We start from the raw sequence: 17953 nt of genomic DNA, 5'->3' as shown, positions 1-17953 counted from the left end.
TGCGTCGTAAATAATTAACCCGCATTTTAAAAGGGTTGTTGCGCGGCGTGATGTGGGTTATTCAACGGGTGCGTTCCCATAACTTCGTCGCCTCTTCGGTGGTGAACTTTCCGCAGCGAAGGAAGTTCGACGGTGAGTAAAAAGAGCCTACCCGGAACACCCAAGCAGGAGGCGATCCAGGCGGCCGCGCTGGATCTGTTTTCGCGTTACGGGCTGCACGGAACCAGTCTGGATCAGGTCGCCAGCCTCGCCGGCCTGTCGAAGAGCAACCTGCTGTACTACTTCGCCTCCAAGGAGGAGTTGTACATCGATCTGCTGAGCGAGCTGCTCGACCTCTGGCTGGCGCCGCTGCGCGCGATCGGCGCGGAGCAGGACCCCGCCGAGGCGATCGCCCAGTACATCCGCCTGAAGATGATCAACTCGCGCGACCACCCGCAGGCGTCGCGGCTGTTCTGTCTGGAGATGATCCAGGGGGCGCCGTTGCTGAAACCGGCGCTGGAAGGAACTCTGCGCGAACTGGTGGATGCCAAGGCCGGGGTGGTTCGCGCCTGGGTCGCCGACGGCCGGTTGCAGCCGGTGGACCCGCATCACCTGTTCTTCTCGCTCTGGGCGCTGACCCAGCATTACGCCGATTTCTCGGTCCAGGTGCAGTCGATCACCGGGCGCACGCTGGACGATCCGGCGTTCTTCGAGCAGGCCCTGGCCAGTGTCCAGGGGCTGATTCTGCGCGGCATCGGGGTGGACGCGGGCGAGGTGTCCGGATCGTAGATGCCGTCTTCCCCCGCCGGGCACGTGCCCGGTGCGAGGCGGCGTAGGAGGTGAACCCCGTAAGGTGGAACGATAAGGCGCGATCCACCCTACAGGTTGCCCAGGCTACGTCGTGTCAAATGCCCAGGCCGTGGTAGGCCCGCTCGAAATACATCAGGCCCTTGCCCGGTTCGCCGTGGCGGATGGCGAGCACTTCGCAGAACAGGATGTCGTGGGTGCCGACCCGGGTGGTTTCGGCGACGCGGCAATCGAAGGAGACCAGCGCGCCTTCGAGTACCGGTGCGCCGCTGGCCAGTTCGCCCCACTGCGCGGCGGCGAAGCGCTCGGCCATCGAGGTCTTGCCGCCGAACAGGTTGGACAGCGCTTCCTGGCCGTGGGCGAGGACGTTGACGCAGACCACGCCGTTGGCCAGGAAGGCGTCGTAGACCGAGGCGCCGCGGTTGAGGCAGACCAGCAGGGTCGGCGGTTCGTCGGTCACGCTGCACACCGCCGAGGCAGTGAAGCCGGCGCGCCCGCCGGGGCCGTCGGTGGTGATCACGTTCACCGCGGCGCCCAGGCGCGCCATGGCGTCGCGATAGTCGTGCTTGAGCACGAGCGGCGGCCGGTCGTTGGCGCAGGCGGCGAGGGAATGGCTGAGCATGAGGTTCTCCTTGCCCCGCGGGGCGAGTCGGTCAGGCGAGCGTGCAGGCTTCGTCGAAGGCCAGGCGCGGCAGGCGCGGGTAAAGTTTCTCCGGGTTGCCATAGCCGAGGTTGATCAGCAGGTTGGCGGTCCAGGTACTCCCGGCGAAGAAGGCAGCGTCGAGCTTGGCGCGGTCGAAGCCCGACATCGGCCCGGTATCCAGGCCCATCGCGCGGGCGGCGAGGATCAGGTAGGCGGCCTGCATCGAGCTGTTGCGCAGCGCGGTCTGTTCGGCGAATTCCGGGCTGGAGGTGAACCAGCTGCGCGCGTCGCCATGCGGGAACAGGCGCGGCAGCGCTTCGTAGAATTCGCGGTCGTAGGCGACGATCACCGTCACCGGCGCGCTCATGGTCTTTTCCAGATTGCCCGAGGACAGTGTCGGCTTGAGCTTTTCCTTGCCTTCGGCGCTGCGCACGAAGACGAAACGCGCCGGGCTGCAGTTGGCCGAGGTCGGGCCCATGCGGGTCAGTGCATAGAGTTCGGCCAGCTGATCGTCGCTCACCGGCTGGTCGCGCCAGCTGCCGTGAGTGCGGGCTTCGCTGAACAGGCTGGCGAGGGCTTTTTCGTCGAGTGCAAGGCTCATGGTGTTCTCCGGGCGTTTCAGTCCGCTTGCTGGAGGAAGTCCAGCAGGCTGGCCTCGAACGCCGCTTGTTCGGTCAGGTTGAAGGCATGGCCGCCGAAGTCTCGCACGTCCAGGCGGGCGTTCGGCAGGCCTTCGGCCAGGGCCACGGACTGTGTCCAGGGCACCAGGCTGTCGTCGCGGCTGGCCATGACCAGCGTCGGCACGTCGATCTCGGTCAGGCGCGCGGAGATGTCGAAGGCGCGCAGCGCCGCGATCCGCCGCAGGGTGTTGGCCTCACCGGGGAAGTGCGCGAGGGCGTGGGCCAGGTCCGCTTCGAGGCGTTCTTCGTTGGCGACGATCCAGCTCGGCGGGTAGAGGAAGATCGGTTGCGCGGCCACGTAGGCGGCGGGGCCGGTGTTCTTCAGCAGCGCGATGCGCATGTCGAAGCAGCGCGCGCTGTGGGCGTTGGGCGCGGCCCAGGCGTTGATCGGCACCAGGCGGCGGATCAGGCCGGGGCGTTGCAGGGCGACCTGCAGGCCGACCAGGCCGCCGAGGGCATGGCCGACGAAGGCGCACTGGGTCAGTTCGAGGTCGTCGGCCAGGGCCAGCACGTCGTCGGCCATGTCGGCGATGGAGTAGCCCTCGGGCAGCTCGGCGGGGCTGCGCCCGGTGCCGCGCTGGTCGTAGCTGATCACCCGGAAACGTTCGCCGAGCGCGGCCAGGTGCGGCGTCCAGTAGCCCGCCGAGCCGCCAAGGCCGGAGGACAGCAGGACGGTCTGCCCGGCGTCGGGATTGCCGTGGATTTCGTAGTGCATGGAGGGTCCTCGAGCCGCCGGATGCGCCGCTCAGGCGCATCCGGGCAGCGCATCACTTGCCGACGTGGGCGATCGAGGCGATCTCGATCAGTGCCTCGGGTTTCACCAGGCCACACTGGATGCAGTAGCGCGCCGGCTTCTCGCCGGCGAAGTACTCGGCGTAGACGGCGTTGATCGCCGCGTAGTCGGCCCAGTCCTTGAGCATGATCATGTTGAAGGTGACGTCGTCCATGCTGCCGCCGGCGGCCTCGACGACACCCTTGATGGTTTCCAGCACGTGGCGGGTCTGCTCGGTGGCGTTGCCGACGTGGACCACGTTGGCGTCCTTGTCCAGCGGCAGGGTGCCGGCGACGTAGAGGATGCCGTCGGCCAGCGAACCCGGCACGTAGGGGGCGAGGGGTTTGCCGGTTCCCGGCGGGATGATCGATTGTTTGGGCATGGCAAGGCTTCCTGGTTTTCAGAGATCGCTCAGAAGCTGCTGCGCTCGGGCGGGCTGCGTTGGAGAAAACCTCGGACTGCTCATTTACAGCTCGTAAACTCCGCGTCCTCGGTTTTCTCCGCCTTGCCCGTCCTTCGCTCGCTACGCTTCTGAACGACCTCGGTTAATGATTCGGTTGCTTGAGCGTGGTGCAGAAGTCGTCGACCGAGGACACCCAGCCGAAGAACGTCTCGATGTTGAACAGCGCCGCTTCCTGGGCCGACGGCGGGCCGGCCTGGTGGGTCGCGTCGGCGAGGACCACGCCGAAGTATTCGAGGAAGAAACCGTCGCGCAGGGTCGATTCGACGCAGACGTTGGTGGCGATCCCGGTGAACACCAGGTTCTTGATCCCGCGGGCGCGCAGGATGCTGTCCAACGGCGTGTTGAAGAAGCCGCTGTAGCGTGGCTTCGGCATCACGATGTCGCCTGGCAGCGGCTTCAGCTGGTCGACCAGGTCATAGTCCCAGCCGCCCTTGGCGAGCAGGGTACCCTGCAGTTCGGGGCGCCGGCGCATGGTCTTCAGCGCGTTGGACTTGTGCCAGTTCGGCGAGCCGGGGCCGCCCGCCTCGACGTAGTCCTTGTCCCAGCCGTTCTGGAAGAAGATCACCTGCACGCCGGCGGCGCGCGCGGCGTCGAGGGCGACCTGGATCTTCTCGATCACCGGGCCGGTGGAGGAGACGTCGAAGCCGGCGAGGTCGAGGTAGCCGCCGAGGGTCGAATAGGCGTTCTGCATGTCGACCACGATCAGCGCAGTCTGGCTGGGCCGCAGCTGCAGGGGTTCCGGGCGTGCCGGCAGGGTCAGAGGCGCGCTGGCGTCCACCGGCAGTTCGTAGCCGGATACGCTTTTCTCGCTCATCAGGCGATCTCCTTCAGGGTTTCCACGACGGCGCTGCGGCTCTTCATCAGCGGCTGGATGCGCTGGCCGAACTTCTCGACGCCCTCGATGAAGTCGTCGAAGGTCAGCATCACGCCCTCGGTGCCCGGCACCGCCGCCACTTCGTCGAGCATCTTCGCGACCTGCTCGAAGGAGCCCACCAGGGTGCCCATGTTGATGTTCACCGCCGAGGTGGGGTCGGACATCTGCCGCACGTTGGTGTCGCTGCCCGAGCGGGTGTCCACCGCGGCCTGGTCGCCCAGCCACTTCAGCGCTTCCTGGTCGGCGCCGTCCTTGTACAGCTCCCACTTGGTGCGGGCGGCGGCTTCGGTTTCCTCGGCGATGACCATGAACAGCACGCAGGAATTGACCTCGCGACCGGTCTTGGCGGTGGCCGCGAGCAGGCGCTCGGTGGCCGGGGCGAAGGCGGCGGGGGTGTTCACGCCCTTGCCGAAGCAGAAGTTGTAGTCGGCGTACTGCGCGGAGAAGGCCATGCCGGCGTCGCTGGAGCCGGCGCAGATGATCTTCATGTCGGCCTGGGGTTTCGGGCTGACGCGGCAGTCTTCCATGGTGAAGTACTTGCCCTTCAGGTCGCTGTGCCCGGTGCTCCACAGGTCGCGCAGGACCTGGGCGTACTCGCCGAGGTACTCGTAGCGGGTTGAGAAGAACTCGTCGCCCGGCCACATGCCCATCTGCGAGTACTCGGGGCGCTGCCAGCCGGTGACCAGGTTGACGCCGAAGCGGCCGCCCGAGATCGAGTCGATGGTCGAGGCCATGCGCGCGACGATGGCCGGCGGCAGGGTCAGGGTGGCGGCGGTGGCGAACAGTTGGATCTTGCTGGTGACGGCGGCGAGGCCGGCCATCAGGGTGAAGGATTCGAGGTTGTGCTCCCAGAATTCGGTCTTACCGCCGAAACCGCGGAGCTTGATCATCGACAGGGCGAAATCGAAGCCGTAGTGCTCGGCGCGCTGGACGATCTGCTTGTTCAGCTCGAAGGTCGGCATGTATTGCGGGGCGGTTTCGGAGATCAGCCAGCCGTTGTTGCCGATGGGAATGAAGACGCCAACTTTCATAACGATAACCCCTTGATTGCGCGTGTTGGCGAGCGATGCCGGCATGTTCACGGCGCCTGCTCGCGGCGATGTGTCGCAGGGAAGAGAGCATGGACTGTGCCAGAAAAGGAAAATCCAGCGAAAACAGTAGGTTACGCCAAAGCGTATCGTTAACATGGACCAAATGGTCCGTCATAGAGCACCTGGTTTGTGCGTGCCGCCCGAAAAAGACGCACGAATCCGGATCTGTCCATGACCGTCGTCAAGCCGGATGCATTCAGGGCGGCCTGACAGCCCCCGTCGTTTTGGCTATGGTGGCGACCCCGCCCGGCGCCTCGCCCAGGCGCTTTCGGCCGAACAGGAGGGCCGCATGACCCAGGACCACCCGTCCGGCGCCGAGCATGCGCCGGCGATTCGCAAGAAGGCGTCGCGCACGGCCAGCGCGGCGACCCTGGCGCGACGCGAGCGGCAGATGGAAAGCAAGCGCGCGGCGATCACCGAGGCGGCCATCGCGTTGTTCTCGCAGTTCGGCCTGCACGGCACCAGCGTCGATCAGATCGCTGCCCGTGCCGACGTCTCCAAGACCAACCTGCTGTACTACTTCGGCAGCAAGGAAGACCTCTACCTGGCGGTGCTGCATCAACTGATGAGCGTCTGGCTGGCACCGCTGCGCGCGCTGAGCGTGGAGATGGAGCCGCTGGAGGCGATCCGCGGCTACATCCGCCTCAAGCTCGAACTGTCACGCGACGAGCCGGCGGCATCGCGGCTGTTCTGCCTGGAGATCATCCAGGGCGCACCGCTGCTGCGCGGCGAGCTGGAGCACGAGCTGCGCGATCTGGTGCACGCCAAGACCGAGGTGATCCGCCGCTGGAGCGAGTCCGGCCGGCTGGCGCCGATCGACCCCTATCACCTGATCTTCTCGCTCTGGGCGACGACCCAGCACTACGCGGACTTCCGCGTCCAGGTGGAGTCCATCACCGGCCGCACGCTGAGCGATCCGGATTTCTTCGAGGAAGTGCTGGGCAGTCTGCAGGCGCTGATCCTCGACGGCATCCGCCCGCGCTGAGGGGGAGCCGGCGTTGAATCGGTCTTTGCGGGGCGAGGCGAGACTCCGACCGGTGGGTTACGCGGCGGTGGGAATCGGGGGAGGGCTGGCACATCGCGCGATGCCGCTAACCCACCCTACGGTTGGTGCGATCCGCGAGCGGCGATTCGCCGATCGCGGCGCGGGTGCCTGCCGGGGATGCCTTGGCGGGACTCCGACCGGTGGGTCACGCGGCGGTGGGAATCGACGAAGGCTGACAGATCGAGCGATGCCGCTGACCCACCCTACGACACCCTGCTATGGGTGTCGTAGGGTGGGCGCAGTCCGGCGTCAGTGGCTTAGGCCGAGGATGCTCGCCTGGTAGGCGCCGACGAAGGTGTCGAAGTCGCCCACCTGGGTCTGCTCCAGTTCGGCCTGGTCGGCGATGGACTGGGCGGCCAGTTTCTCGAAGCGCGCCTGCTCTTGCGCATTCAGCGGATGGCTGCGGAAGTAGCCGTCATGCTCGCGCGACAGGCGCAGGGCGAAGGCCGAGAAGCTTTCCTGGCGCTCGCGCATTTCGCGCAGCACCCGCGCCGACGGCGTCGAGTCGGGGTCGGAGATCTTGCCGCGCTGCGCCTGCAGCGACTGGCGATGCTCGTCACTGCCGCTGGCCGCATCGAGCAGTTCGGCGATCGCCTCGAAGCGTTGCAGCAACGCGTTCGCCCAGGTCTTCAGCTCGACCGGTTGGTCGTCTTCGCCGCGCAGCAGCAGGCCCGGGCGCCGACCCTGCTTGACCACGCTGAGGAAGTTGTCGGTGCAGCCCTGGCAGTGGCTGCCATCCAGCGGCGGGCTGCCTTCCAGCGCGCAGAACAGCAGGAACACGTCGAGGAAGCGCGCTTCGGCGAGGTCGATGCCCAGCGGCAGGAACGGGTTGATGTCCAGGCAGCGCACTTCGACGTACTGCACGCCGCGGGCGCTGAGCGCCTGGATCGGTCGTTCGCCGGTGTAGGTCACGCGTTTCGGGCGGATCGTCGAGTAGTACTCGTTCTCGATCTGCAGGATGTTGGTGTTCAACTGCAGCCACTCGCCATCGCGCTTGGTGCCGACCTCGGCGTACGGCGGGTAGGGCGTCGCCACTGCGGTGCGCAGGCTCTCGATGTAGCTGGGCAGGTCGTTGTAGCAGGGCGTCAGGCCGGACTGGGCGCTGCTCTGGTAGCCCAGGTCGCTCATCCGCAGGCTGGTCGCCCAAGGCAGGTAGAGGGTGTCGTCGTCGAAGCGTTCCAGGGCGTGCGGACGGCCGCGGAGGAAGTTCGCGTCCAGCGCCGGCGAGGCGCCGAACAGGTACATCAGCAGCCAGCTGTAGCGGCGGAAGTTGCGCGCCAGGGCGATGTAGCGCGCCGACTGGTAGTCGCGCGCGCTGCGCGTGTCGTCGGGCACTTCGTCGGCCTGTAGCAGCGGCCAGACCTCGTCGGCCAGGGAGAAGTTGTAGTGAATCCCGGCGATGCACTGCATGGTCTTGCCGTAACGCAGCGCCAGCCCCTTGCGGTAGACGTGCTTGAGGCGGCCGATCAGCGAGTCGCCGTATTCGGCGATGGGAATCTGCGCTTCTTCCGGCAGTGCGCCGGGCATCGACGGGCTCCACAGGTATTCGCCGTCGAGCTGGCTGGCGGCGAAGCGATGGATCGCCTCGAGGTCGGCGAGGGTCGCGCGCGGGTCGGCTTCGGCCGGGGTGATGAACTCCAGCAGCGCCTCGGAATAGTCGGTGGTGATCTGCGGATGGGTCAGCGCCGAGCCCAGCGCGGCCGGGTGCGCGGTTTTCGCCAGGCGTCCGTCGTGATCGACGCGCAGGGTCTCGCGTTCGATGCCATGCAGGCTGCGGGTGAGCAGCGACAGGTGGGCGGGCGCGCCTAGCAGGGCCAGGCGGCGGGTCAAAAGCTCGCTCAAGATTGCAATTCCTTCACGCGACGGTCGCCCCAATATGGGGGTGGGCCTTTCGCTCTACAAGGGGAGGAACGGTGACGTCGACGTCTGGCCGTGAAGTGGGGTGGCGGCGACCGGCGCCGTCGACTCAGAGGACGGCAAAGGTCGACTGCGCCTTGGCGATCAGTTTATCGCCCTGGTGCACCTCGGCCTCGATCACCTGGGTGCGCTTGCCGGCATGCACCACCCAGGCGCGGCAGAGCACTTCGCCCTCGCTCACGCCGCGGATGTAGTTGATCTTGCTCTCCAGCGTCACCGCGGCGGCTTCGCCGCCGAACAGGCTGTGGCTGGCCTGGCCCATGGCGGTGTCGATCAGCGAGAACAGCGCGCCGCCGTGCAGCATGCCGCGCACGTTGCTCAGGCCTTCGTGCATGCGCAGGCGCAGGCGCGCCTCGCCGGCCTCGGCCTTGATGATCTCCAGCCCGAGCAGGCGTCCGAAAGCGCTGCTGCTGCCCACTGCTTCGACTTGTCGGGTCATGCCTACTTCCTCAGTTGCTTGGCGTTGGCGAACAGCGCCGCCATCGCCGCGTTGGGCGCCGCAGCGGCCGCCTTGGGCTCGTTGCGCGCGGCAGGCGCCGGGCGATTGCCGCGCCCCTGGCCGCCGCGCGGGCCTTCGACCTTCTCGCCCGGCGTGTCGCCCAGGCGCATGGACAGGCCGACGCGTTTGCGCGGGATGTCCACTTCCATCACCTTGACCTTGACCACGTCGCCGGCCTTGACCACTTCACGCGGGTCCTTGACGAACTTTTCCGCCAGCGCGCTGATGTGCACCAGCCCGTCCTGGTGCACGCCGATGTCGACGAAGGCGCCGAAGTTGGTGACGTTGGTCACCACGCCCTCGAGCAGCATGCCCGGCTGCAGGTCGTTGAGGCTCTCGATGCCGTCCTGGAAGGTCGCGGTCTTGAACTCCGGGCGCGGGTCGCGGCCGGGCTTGTCCAGTTCCCGGAGGATGTCGGTGACGGTCGGCAGGCCGAAGAACTCGTCGGTGAAGGCTTTCGGGTCGAGGCGCTTGAGGAAGCTCGAATCGCCGATCAGCGAGCGGATGTCGCGGCCGGTGTCGGCGGCGATGCGCTGCACCAGCGGATAGGTTTCCGGGTGCACCGCCGAGGCGTCCAGCGGGTTGTCGCCGTTCATCACGCGCAGGAAGCCGGCGGCCAGCACGTAGGTCTTCTCGCCCAGGCGCGGGACCTTCTTCAGGTCGTCGCGGCTGGCGAAGGCGCCATGCGCGTCGCGGTGCGCGATGATGTTCTGCGCCAGCGTCGCGTTGAGCCCGGATATCCGCGCCAGCAGGGCGGCGGAGGCGGTGTTCAGATCGACGCCGACGGCGTTCACGCAGTCTTCCACCACCGCGTCCAGCGAGCGCGCCAGCTTGAGCTGGGAGACGTCGTGCTGGTACTGGCCGACGCCGATGGATTTCGGATCGATCTTCACCAGTTCGGCCAGCGGGTCCTGCAGGCGGCGGGCGATGGACACCGCGCCGCGCAGCGAAACGTCGAGGCCGGGGAATTCCTTGGCCGCCAGTTCCGAGGCGGAATACACCGAGGCGCCGGCCTCGCTGACCATCACCTTGGTCAGCTTGAGGCCCGGGACCTTGGCGATCAGGTCGCCAGCGAGCTTGTCGGTCTCGCGGCTGGCGGTGCCGTTGCCGATCGCGATCAGGTCGACGCCATGCTTGGCGCAGAGCCTGGCGAGCACGGCGAGGGTGCCGTCCCAGTCGTTCTTCGGCGCGTGCGGGTAGACGGTGGCGGTATCCAGGACCTTGCCGGTGGCATCGACCACGGCGACCTTGCAGCCGGTGCGCAGCCCCGGATCGAGCCCGAGGGTGGCGCGCGGGCCGGCCGGGGCGGCCAGCAGCAGGTCGTGCAGGTTGCGCGCGAAGACGCTGATCGCCTCGTCCTCGGCGGCGTCGCGCAGCTCGCCGAAGAGGTCGGTCTCCAGGTGCGTGTAGAGCTTGACCTTCCAGGTCCAGCGCACCACTTCGGCCAGCCATTTGTCGGCCGCACGGCCTTGGTTGGCGATGCCGAAGCGCTCGCCGATCATCACTTCGCCCGGATGCATGCTGCCGGGCAGCTCCTCGCCGACCTTCAGCGCGGCGCTCAGCACGCCTTCGTTGCGCCCGCGGAAGATCGCCAGGGCGCGGTGCGACGGTACGCTCCGGAAGGGTTCGTCGTGTTCGAAGTAGTCGCTGAACTTGGCGCCTTCGGTTTCCTTGCCGGGCACCAGGCGCGCGGCGAGGGTGGCGTTGTCCTTGAGGAATCCGCGCAGTTTCGCCAGCAGGTCGGCGTCCTCGGCGAAGCGTTCCATGAGGATGTACTTGGCGCCCTCGAGCACCGCCTTGACGTCGGCGAAACCTTTCTCGGCGTCGACGAAGCGCGCGGCTTCGGTTTCCGGGTCGCGGGTCGGGTCGCCGAACAGGCCATCGGCGAGTTCGCCGAGGCCGGCTTCCAGGGCGATCTGGCCCTTGGTGCGGCGCTTCTGCTTGTACGGCAGGTAGAGGTCTTCCAGGCGCGTCTTGGTCTCGGCCAGGTTGATCTCGCGGGTCAGTTCCGGCGTCAGTTTGCCCTGTTCCTTGATGCTGGCGAGGATCGCCGCGCGACGGTCGTCCAGCTCGCGCAGGTAGCGCAGGCGTTCCTCCAGATGGCGCAGCTGGGTGTCGTCCAGGCTGCCGGTGACTTCCTTGCGGTAGCGGGCGATGAAGGGCACGGTGGAGCCCTCGTCGAGCAGGGCCACGGCGGCGGCGACCTGTTGCGGGCGCACGCCCAGCTCGTTGGCGATGCGGGTACTGATGCTGTCCATGAACCACCTGAATCAGACAAGAAGAGCAGGCCGTGCCTGCGCGAAAGGCCGGCATTATAAACACGAGCGGCGTCCGCGAACGGCAGGTGGCGGACAGGCGACGACACGCCGTGGCCGGCCTGTGGCGTGCGCCAGCGCCGCCAGGCAGCGAAAAATCTGCTAACAATGGCTGACGTTCCCGCGCCTCGCGACTACGCCATAATGCCGCCCGGATGGTTTTTTGGAGATTCCATGAACAGCACTGCCCCTGCCGCCGAAGGCGAAAAGATCCTCATCGTCGACGACGATCCCGGCTTGCGCCGCCTGCTCGAACGCTTCCTCACCGAGCAGGGTTACCGCGCACGCGCCGTGGAGAACGTCGAACAGATGGATCGCCTGCTCGGCCGCGAGCTGTTCCAGCTGGTGGTGCTCGACCTCATGCTGCCCGGCGAGGACGGCCTGTCCGCCTGCCGCCGGCTGCGCGAGTCGAACAACCAGGTACCGATCATCATGCTCACCGCCAAGGGCGACGAGAGTAGCCGCATCCAGGGCCTGGAGCAGGGCGCCGACGACTACCTGGCCAAGCCGTTCAACCCGCGCGAGCTGATGGCGCGGATCAAGGCCGTGCTGCGCCGCCAGGTACCGCTGGTGCCGGGCGCGCCGGGCAGCGAAGAGGAAACCGTAACCTTCGGCGACTACGAACTGTCGCTGGCGACCCGCGAGCTCAAGCGTGGCGACGAGGTGCACATGCTCACCACCGGCGAGTTCGCCGTGCTCAAGGCGCTGGTCCAGCACGCCCGCGAACCGTTGACCCGCGACAAGCTGATGAACCTCGCCCGCGGCCGCGAATGGGATGCCCTGGAGCGCTCCATCGACGTGCAGATTTCCCGCCTGCGCCGGTTGATCGAGCCGGACCCGTCGAAGCCGCGCTATATCCAGACCGTCTGGGGCGTCGGCTACGTCTTCGTGCCGGACGGCAACAAGTGATCGCCCGGCGGACGGGGCCCGCCTCGTCCGCCGCCCGGCCCTCCCGCTCGCGCGCCGAGCGACCCTTCCCGCGACCGGCGCTGCGCCGTTCTGGCTTCCCGTAATGAAAACCCCTGTCTGGTTCCCGCAAAGCTTCTTCGCCCGCACCCTCTGGCTGGTGCTCGTCGTCGTGCTGTTCTCCAAGGCGCTGACCCTGGTCTACCTGATGATGAACGAGGACATGCTGGTGGACCGGCAGTACAGCCATGGCGCGGCGCTGACCCTGCGCGCCTACTGGGCGGCGGATTCCGCCGATCGTCCGCGGATCGCCGATTCCGCCGGGTTGAAGATCGTCCCGCAGGAAATCCTCCCGCCGGGCGAGCAGCACTGGCCCTACAGCGAGGTGTTCCAGCGGCAGATGCAGGTCGAACTGGGCGCCGACACCGAAGTGCGCGTGCGCGTGCAGAGCCCGCCGGCGTTGTGGGTGCGCGCCCCTGCGCTAGGCCCGGAATGGATCAAGGTGCCGATGTACGCCCACCCGCTGCGCGGCCAGCGCATCTGGAGCGTGCTCGGCTGGTTCCTCGGCATCGGCCTGCTGTCCACTGCCGCCGCGTGGATCTTCGTGCGCCAGCTCAACGCGCCGCTCAAGCGTCTGGTCGACGCCACCCGCCAGCTCGGCCAGGGCCGCAGCGTGCGCCTGCCGGTGGGCGATACGCCCAGCGAGATGACCGAGGTCTACCGCGCCTTCAACCAGATGGCCGAGGACGTCGAGCAGGCGGCGCGCGAGCGCGAGCTGATGCTCGCTGGCGTCTCGCATGACCTGCGCACGCCGCTGACTCGCCTGCGCCTGGCGCTGGAGCTGCTCGACAGCGACACCGAACTGACCGAAGACATGGTCCGCGACATCGAGGACATGAACGCCATCCTCGACCAGTTCCTCGCCTTCATCCGCGATGGCCGCGACGAGCCGGTGGAGCAGCTCGACCTTGGCGAGCTGGTCGCCGAAACGGTGGCGCCGTTCAACCAGAACGGCGAGCACGTGCGCCTGTGCCTGGAGCAGATACCGCCGTTCCCGCTGCGTCGCGTGTCGATCAAGCGCCTGCTGACCAACCTCATCGAGAACGCCCTCAACCACGGTGGCAACGGCGTCGAGGTCGCGGCCTACGTGGCCGACGACTTCACCGCGCCCTACGTGGTGCTCAGCGTGCTCGATCGCGGCGAAGGCATCGACGAGGCCGAACTGGGCGAGATCTTCAACCCGTTCATCCGCGGCGACCGGGCCCGCGGCGGGCGCGGCACCGGGCTGGGCCTGGCGATCGTCAAGCGCATCGCCGCGCTGCACGGCGGCAGCGTCGAGTTGCGCAACCGGGCTGGCGGCGGGCTGGAGGCGCGGGTTCGCCTGCCCCTGGGGCTGGTGCTGCCGCGCGACGCGGTCTAGCCGCCGCGCGACGCGCCGGTGTCGCCGCCGTCAATCATGCCGCCGATACGGCGCAATTCTTGCCCTTTGGTTTGTCTGGACGGCTTCCGCGCAGCCCTTTAGCCTAGCCTCCGCTTCTTCGCCACCCCCTCGAACCCATCCCTGCCGCCCGTGCGGTTCGGAGCTGCTCTGATTACGGCATTTCCCCGACGAGGTCTCATGCCCGCCGCCCGATCCGACCGCCTGCCTGGCTGGACCCGCTGGTTGCCGCTGCCGTTGCTGCTGCTTTCCAGCGCCGCGGCGCTGGCCTGGAGCAGCCCCGACGCGTTGCCGCTGTGGTATCCGTCGCTGGCGCTGGGCCTGGTGTTCAGCCTCTGGTGGGGCGCGTGGGTGCTGCCTTCGGTCTATCTCAACGGCGTGCTGGTAATCGGCATCAGCCTCGGCGAATGGGCCTGGGCGCCGTTCCTGGCGATTCCGGAAACGCTCTGCTGCGGTCTGGGCTGGCTGCTGCTGAGCGGTCGGCCGTTCGACCCCGCGCTGCGCTGCCCGCGCAGCTGGGCGCAGTTTCTCGGCTTGGGCGTGCTGCTGCCGCTGATCGTCGCGACCTTCGTCAGTGACCACCAGGAGGCGCTGACGACCTTCCTCTGGCAGTCGGTCAAACCGCTCAAGGAAGGCCACTGGGCTGCCCGCGGGTTGCTCATGGTGGTACTCGGCATTCCGCTGCTGGCCGGCCTCAGCCCCGCACTGCGGCGTCGCGGCTGGCTGCGCGCGGTGGCGGTCGATGCGCTGCCGTCTTCGGCTTCGCCGGTTCCCGGAATGAGCGACAAGGCGCTGAAGGCGGTGCCGCTGGGCCTGACCATCGCCGACGCGCGGCACGCCGATTTGCCGTTGATCTACTGCAACCCGCAGTTCGAGCGGATGAGCGGCTATGCGCAGGGCGAGGTACTCGGCCGGGATCTGCGTTTCCTCTGCGGCAACCACGGCCAGCAGGTGCAGATGCAGCAGTTGCGCCGGGCGCTGCAGCGCGGCGAACCCTGCCAGGTGGTGCTGCGCAACTTCCGCAAGGACGGTACGGCATTCTGGAACGAGCTGACCCTGGCCCCGATTCGCGATGCCGAGGGCGTCAGCCATTTCCTCGCCCTGCAGCAGGACGTGACGATCCGCGAACGGCTCGCCCGCGAGCTGGACGAGCGCCGCGGCGAGTTGTTGCGCCAGGCTCACCTGCTGGCGCAGACCGAAGCCATCGCCGATATCGGCGGCTGGGTGCTGGAGTACCCGGACCTGCGCATGTTCTGGAGCGAGGGCTGCCTGCGCATCCTCGAAGTGGACGCCTTCGACGGCCAGCCGAGCTACCAGCGCGTGCTCGGACTGTTCGATGCCGAGGGCCGCGAGCTGCTCAAGCAGACGATGGCCGGGCTATTGCTTTCCGGCAACGATTTCGACCTGGAAACCCGCCTCGTCGGCGGCCGCGGCACACCACGCTGGGTGCGTATCAACGGCCTGGTGGAACGCGACGGTACGCAGCTGGTGCGCATCTATGGCGCGATCCAGGACGTCAGCGCGCGGCGCCTCGCGGAGCAGCAGCTGCGCGAGCGCGACGAGTGGCTGCGGCTGTTCTTCGAGGCCCCGCTGATCGGCATGGCCATGCTCGGCCCGCAGCAGCAGTGGCGCGAAATGAACCTGCGCCTGTGCCAGATTCTCGGCCGCAGCCTCGAGGCGTTGCACGCAGCGCCTTGGAATCAGGTCAGCCACCCGGACGACCTGGCCTACGAGGCTGTGCTGTTCGCCGAGCTGGTGTCTGGCGAGCGCGACGACTACGAGATGGAGAAACGTTTCCTTCGTCCCGACGGCAGCGTCGTCTTCACCCGCCTCAGCCTGCGCGCCGTGCGCGACGCCGAGGGCCACCTGCAGGCCTGCCTGGCGCTGCTGGCCGACATCACCGAGCGCCGCGAGGCCGAGGCGCGCTACCAGACGCTGGTGGAGCACGCGCCCGAGGCGATCATGATGTTCGATGCGAAGAACGGCATCGTCGAGGTCAACGGCAACGCCTCGCGGCTCACCGGCCTGCCGCGCGAACAACTGCTCGGCCGCCAGCCGGTCGAGTTCAGCCCGCCGCAACAGGCCGATGGACGCGCCTCCCAGACGGTCGCGGTGGACCTGCTGCGGGCCGCGCTCGCCGGCGAGGTGCCGGTGTTCGACTGGCTGATCCGCGACCGTGCCGGACGCGTGCGGCCCTGCGAGGTGCGCCTGGTGCGCCTGCCGGGCGGCGAACGGCCGCTGCTGCGCCTGAGCATCACCGATATTTCCGAACGCCAGCGCTACCAGCGCGAAATCGAGCGGCTGGCCTACAGCGACGAGCTGACCGGCCTGCCGAACCGCCGGCTGCTGCTGGACCGCCTGCAGCACGCGATGGACCGCGAGCAGCGCGAGCAGCGCTTCGGCGCGCTGCTGTTCATCGACCTGGATCACTTCAAGACGGTCAACGACAGCCTCGGCCATCCGGTCGGCGATGCCCTGCTGCGCGAGGTCACCGCGCGCCTGGCGCGCTGCCTGCGCACGGAAGACACGCTGGCTCGACTGGGCGGCGATGAATTCGTGGTGCTGCTCGAAGGCCTCGCGACGCAGCCGGAGGCGGCCGCCAAGTACGCCGCCGAAGTCGGCGAGAAGCTGCTCCGGTCCCTGGTGGAAACCTGCGTGGTGGACGGCCACGAACTGTCGGCCAGCGCCAGCATCGGCATCGCCCTGCATCCCATCGGCGCGCAGCTCGCCACCGACGCGCTGAAACAGGCGGACACCGCGATGTACCGGGCCAAGCTCGGCGGGCGCAATGCGCTGCACTTCTTCGCCCCCGAGATGCAGGACGCCATCGACCAGCGCCTGCAACTGCAAAGCGAACTGCGCCAGGCCATCGCGCGCCATCAGCTGCGCGTGGAATACCAGCCGCAACTGGCGCTGGAGAGCGGCGAGGTCTGCGGGGTCGAAGCGCTGCTGCGCTGGAATCATCCCGAGCGCGGCGACATCGAGCCGGCCGCCTTCATCCCGCTGGCCGAGGAAACCGGGCTCGTCCAGGAACTCGACCAGTGGGTGCTGGAGCAGGCCTGCGCGACGCTGGCCGAGTGGCACCGGCGCTGGCCGCACCTGGTCATGGCGGTCAACGTCAGCCCGCGCGAGCTGCGCCAGGCCGGCTTCGCGCAACGCGTCGGCGACTGTCTGCAGCGCCACGGGCTGGCCGGCTCGGCGCTGGAGCTGGAGATCACCGAAGGCGTGCTGCTGGAGGATGCCGAACGGTGCATCGATGCCATGCAGGAGCTCAAGGCCCTCGGCGTGCGCTTCGCTATCGACGATTTCGGCACCGGCTATTCGTCGCTGACCTACCTCAAGCGCCTGCCGCTGGACCGGCTGAAGATCGACCGCAGCTTCCTCGACCTGAACGGCGAGGCCAGCGACCTGCTGCTGGTGGAAACCATCCTGCTGATCGCCGCCAACCTGCGGCTGGAGTGCGTCGCCGAGGGCATCGAAACGTCCAGCCAGCTGCAATTCCTTCGCGAGCACGGCTGCGCGCTGGGCCAGGGCTATTACTTCAGTCGGCCGCTGGTCGCCGAGCAGTTCGTGGACTGGATGGAGCGCAGGTAGGGCAGCGCGGCTTTCGCCGGCGGGAACCCTTGGCTATGGTTAGGACCGTCAGAACCCTCAGGCGGGCGCTCCCGCCTCGACCGTCCATCGACCCAGGAGTCATTCATGACCACCCTGTTGCTCTACAAGCAAATCAAGGCGCTCAACCGCGAGGAACACCGCACGCTGAAGCTGCGGACCGCGCAGAATTGCGAATTCGCCGCCGCTACCCATCTGGTCCCGGTGGCCGGGCTGGAGTTCTTCCAGGCGGCGCGGCATTACCCGCTGGTGTTCATCGGCGAGGGCGACAAGGCCATGCCGATCGCCCTGCTCGGCCTCAAGGACGGCCACAACGGCTACGTCGACGGCGAGCATCAGTGGCAGGCCAACACCTACATCCCGGCCTTCGTTCGCCGCTACCCGTTCGTCATGGCGCAGGACGACGCCACCTTCACCGTCTGCTTCGACGCCGCCTACGGCGGCTGGAACGAGGAAACCGGCCGCGAGCTGTTCGATGCCGAGGGGCGCAACAGCGAGTTCCTCGACGAGATGATCCAGTTCCTGCAGAACTTCACCGCCGAGATGGAGCGCACCCGGCTGTTCGTCGCCAAGCTCAACGAACTGCAGCTGCTTTCCAGCCGCACCCTGACGCTCACCCACGCCAGCGGCGAAACCTTCGTGCTCAGCGATTTCCAGGCCGTGGACGAGGCGAAGTTCCTCGGCCTCGCCGACGAGCAGGTGCTCGATCTTCACAGGTCCGGCTTCCTCGGCTGGATCTACGCGCACCTGATGTCGCTGGGCAACGCCAACCAGCTGTTCGACGACTACCTGAAGAGGAAAGGCGAAGTCCCCCGGCGCTGAGCGTCACGGCCATGAAAAAGCCCCGCCATGCGGGGCTTTTTCATGGCCGTGGGTGAGTCGGACGCTGGTGGGCTGAAGCCACCCTACGGG

Annotated in this window: 15 protein-coding genes; 6 read left to right on the top strand and 9 right to left on the bottom strand. The window is 67.7% G+C overall.

Annotation, left to right across the window (positions count from 1 at the left end; all coding sequences use genetic code 11):
- Nucleotides 1-132 precede the first annotated feature (132 nt).
- On the top strand, nt 133-768 hold the full coding sequence (gene rutR, locus QMX85_RS17080) for an HTH-type transcriptional regulator RutR (protein ID WP_282342830.1): 636 nt from the start codon (nt 133-135) through the stop codon (nt 766-768).
- Between the two features lie 115 nt (nt 769-883).
- On the opposite strand, the gene rutF is transcribed toward rutR (QMX85_RS17080), so the two are convergent.
- From rutF to rutA, 6 genes are all read right to left on the bottom strand, one after another.
- Nucleotides 884-1408 (bottom strand): NADH-dependent FMN reductase RutF, encoded by a 525-nt coding sequence (rutF, locus tag QMX85_RS17075; RefSeq protein ID WP_282342828.1) that lies wholly within the window; start codon nt 1406-1408, stop codon nt 884-886.
- A gap of 31 nt (nt 1409-1439) precedes the next feature.
- The gene (locus tag QMX85_RS17070; protein ID WP_282342826.1) at nt 1440-2030 is read right to left on the bottom strand and encodes a malonic semialdehyde reductase; all 591 of its coding nucleotides are present in this window, start codon (nt 2028-2030) and stop codon (nt 1440-1442) included.
- A gap of 17 nt (nt 2031-2047) precedes the next feature.
- A complete protein-coding gene (rutD, locus tag QMX85_RS17065) occupies nt 2048-2824 on the bottom strand; it encodes a pyrimidine utilization protein D (RefSeq protein ID WP_282342823.1) in 777 nt (258 codons plus the stop codon).
- 52 nt (nt 2825-2876) lie between these two features.
- Complete coding sequence (gene rutC / locus QMX85_RS17060; RefSeq protein WP_282342821.1) at nt 2877-3263, bottom strand: pyrimidine utilization protein C; 387 nt, start codon at nt 3261-3263, stop codon at nt 2877-2879.
- Nucleotides 3264-3426: 163 nt separating this feature from the next.
- Nucleotides 3427-4161, bottom strand: coding sequence for a pyrimidine utilization protein B (gene rutB / locus QMX85_RS17055; protein WP_282342858.1), 735 nt, complete (start codon nt 4159-4161; stop codon nt 3427-3429).
- On the bottom strand, nt 4158-5249 hold the full coding sequence (gene rutA / locus QMX85_RS17050; RefSeq protein WP_282342819.1) for a pyrimidine utilization protein A: 1092 nt from the start codon (nt 5247-5249) through the stop codon (nt 4158-4160). Before rutA ends, rutB begins: the two co-directional genes overlap by 4 nt.
- A gap of 349 nt (nt 5250-5598) precedes the next feature.
- On the opposite strand from rutA, the gene rutR (QMX85_RS17045) reads away from it, so the two are divergent.
- Entirely contained in the window at nt 5599-6294 is a 696-nt protein-coding gene (gene rutR / locus QMX85_RS17045) for an HTH-type transcriptional regulator RutR (RefSeq protein ID WP_090224049.1), read from the top strand.
- Between the two features lie 309 nt (nt 6295-6603).
- On the opposite strand, the gene gshA is transcribed toward rutR (QMX85_RS17045), so the two are convergent.
- From gshA to QMX85_RS17030, 3 genes are all read right to left on the bottom strand, one after another.
- Complete coding sequence (gene gshA / locus QMX85_RS17040; protein WP_282342816.1) at nt 6604-8196, bottom strand: glutamate--cysteine ligase; 1593 nt, start codon at nt 8194-8196, stop codon at nt 6604-6606.
- Nucleotides 8197-8320: 124 nt separating this feature from the next.
- Nucleotides 8321-8710 carry a PaaI family thioesterase gene (locus QMX85_RS17035; RefSeq protein WP_090224045.1) on the bottom strand — a complete coding sequence of 130 codons (390 nt, stop codon included), beginning with the start codon at nt 8708-8710 and terminating at the stop codon, nt 8321-8323.
- Between the two features lie 2 nt (nt 8711-8712).
- Nucleotides 8713-11028 (bottom strand): Tex family protein, encoded by a 2316-nt coding sequence (locus QMX85_RS17030; RefSeq protein WP_282342813.1) that lies wholly within the window; start codon nt 11026-11028, stop codon nt 8713-8715.
- Nucleotides 11029-11259: 231 nt separating this feature from the next.
- Here QMX85_RS17030 and ompR point away from each other — a divergent pair, with 231 nt between their 5' ends.
- The 4 genes from ompR to QMX85_RS17010 all read left to right on the top strand — a co-directional run bounded on the left by ompR (nt 11260) and on the right by QMX85_RS17010 (nt 17863).
- Nucleotides 11260-11994 (top strand): two-component system response regulator OmpR, encoded by a 735-nt coding sequence (gene ompR, locus QMX85_RS17025; protein WP_090224042.1) that lies wholly within the window; start codon nt 11260-11262, stop codon nt 11992-11994.
- 103 nt (nt 11995-12097) lie between these two features.
- Nucleotides 12098-13411, top strand: coding sequence for an ATP-binding protein (locus tag QMX85_RS17020; RefSeq protein WP_282342809.1), 1314 nt, complete (start codon nt 12098-12100; stop codon nt 13409-13411).
- A 198-nt stretch (nt 13412-13609) separates the two neighbouring features.
- Complete coding sequence (locus tag QMX85_RS17015; protein WP_282342807.1) at nt 13610-17023, top strand: EAL domain-containing protein; 3414 nt, start codon at nt 13610-13612, stop codon at nt 17021-17023.
- Nucleotides 17024-17128: 105 nt separating this feature from the next.
- Entirely contained in the window at nt 17129-17863 is a 735-nt protein-coding gene (locus tag QMX85_RS17010) for a SapC family protein (RefSeq protein WP_282342805.1), read from the top strand.
- The last annotated feature ends 90 nt before the right edge of the window (nt 17864-17953 follow it).

It is taken from the genome of Pseudomonas sp. PS02288, from assembly GCF_029959715.1.
Taxonomy (GTDB): domain Bacteria; phylum Pseudomonadota; class Gammaproteobacteria; order Pseudomonadales; family Pseudomonadaceae; genus Pseudomonas_O; species Pseudomonas_O kuykendallii.
The sequence above is the reverse complement of the archived record's forward strand: the minus strand, read 5'-3'. Positions and strand labels throughout refer to the sequence as shown.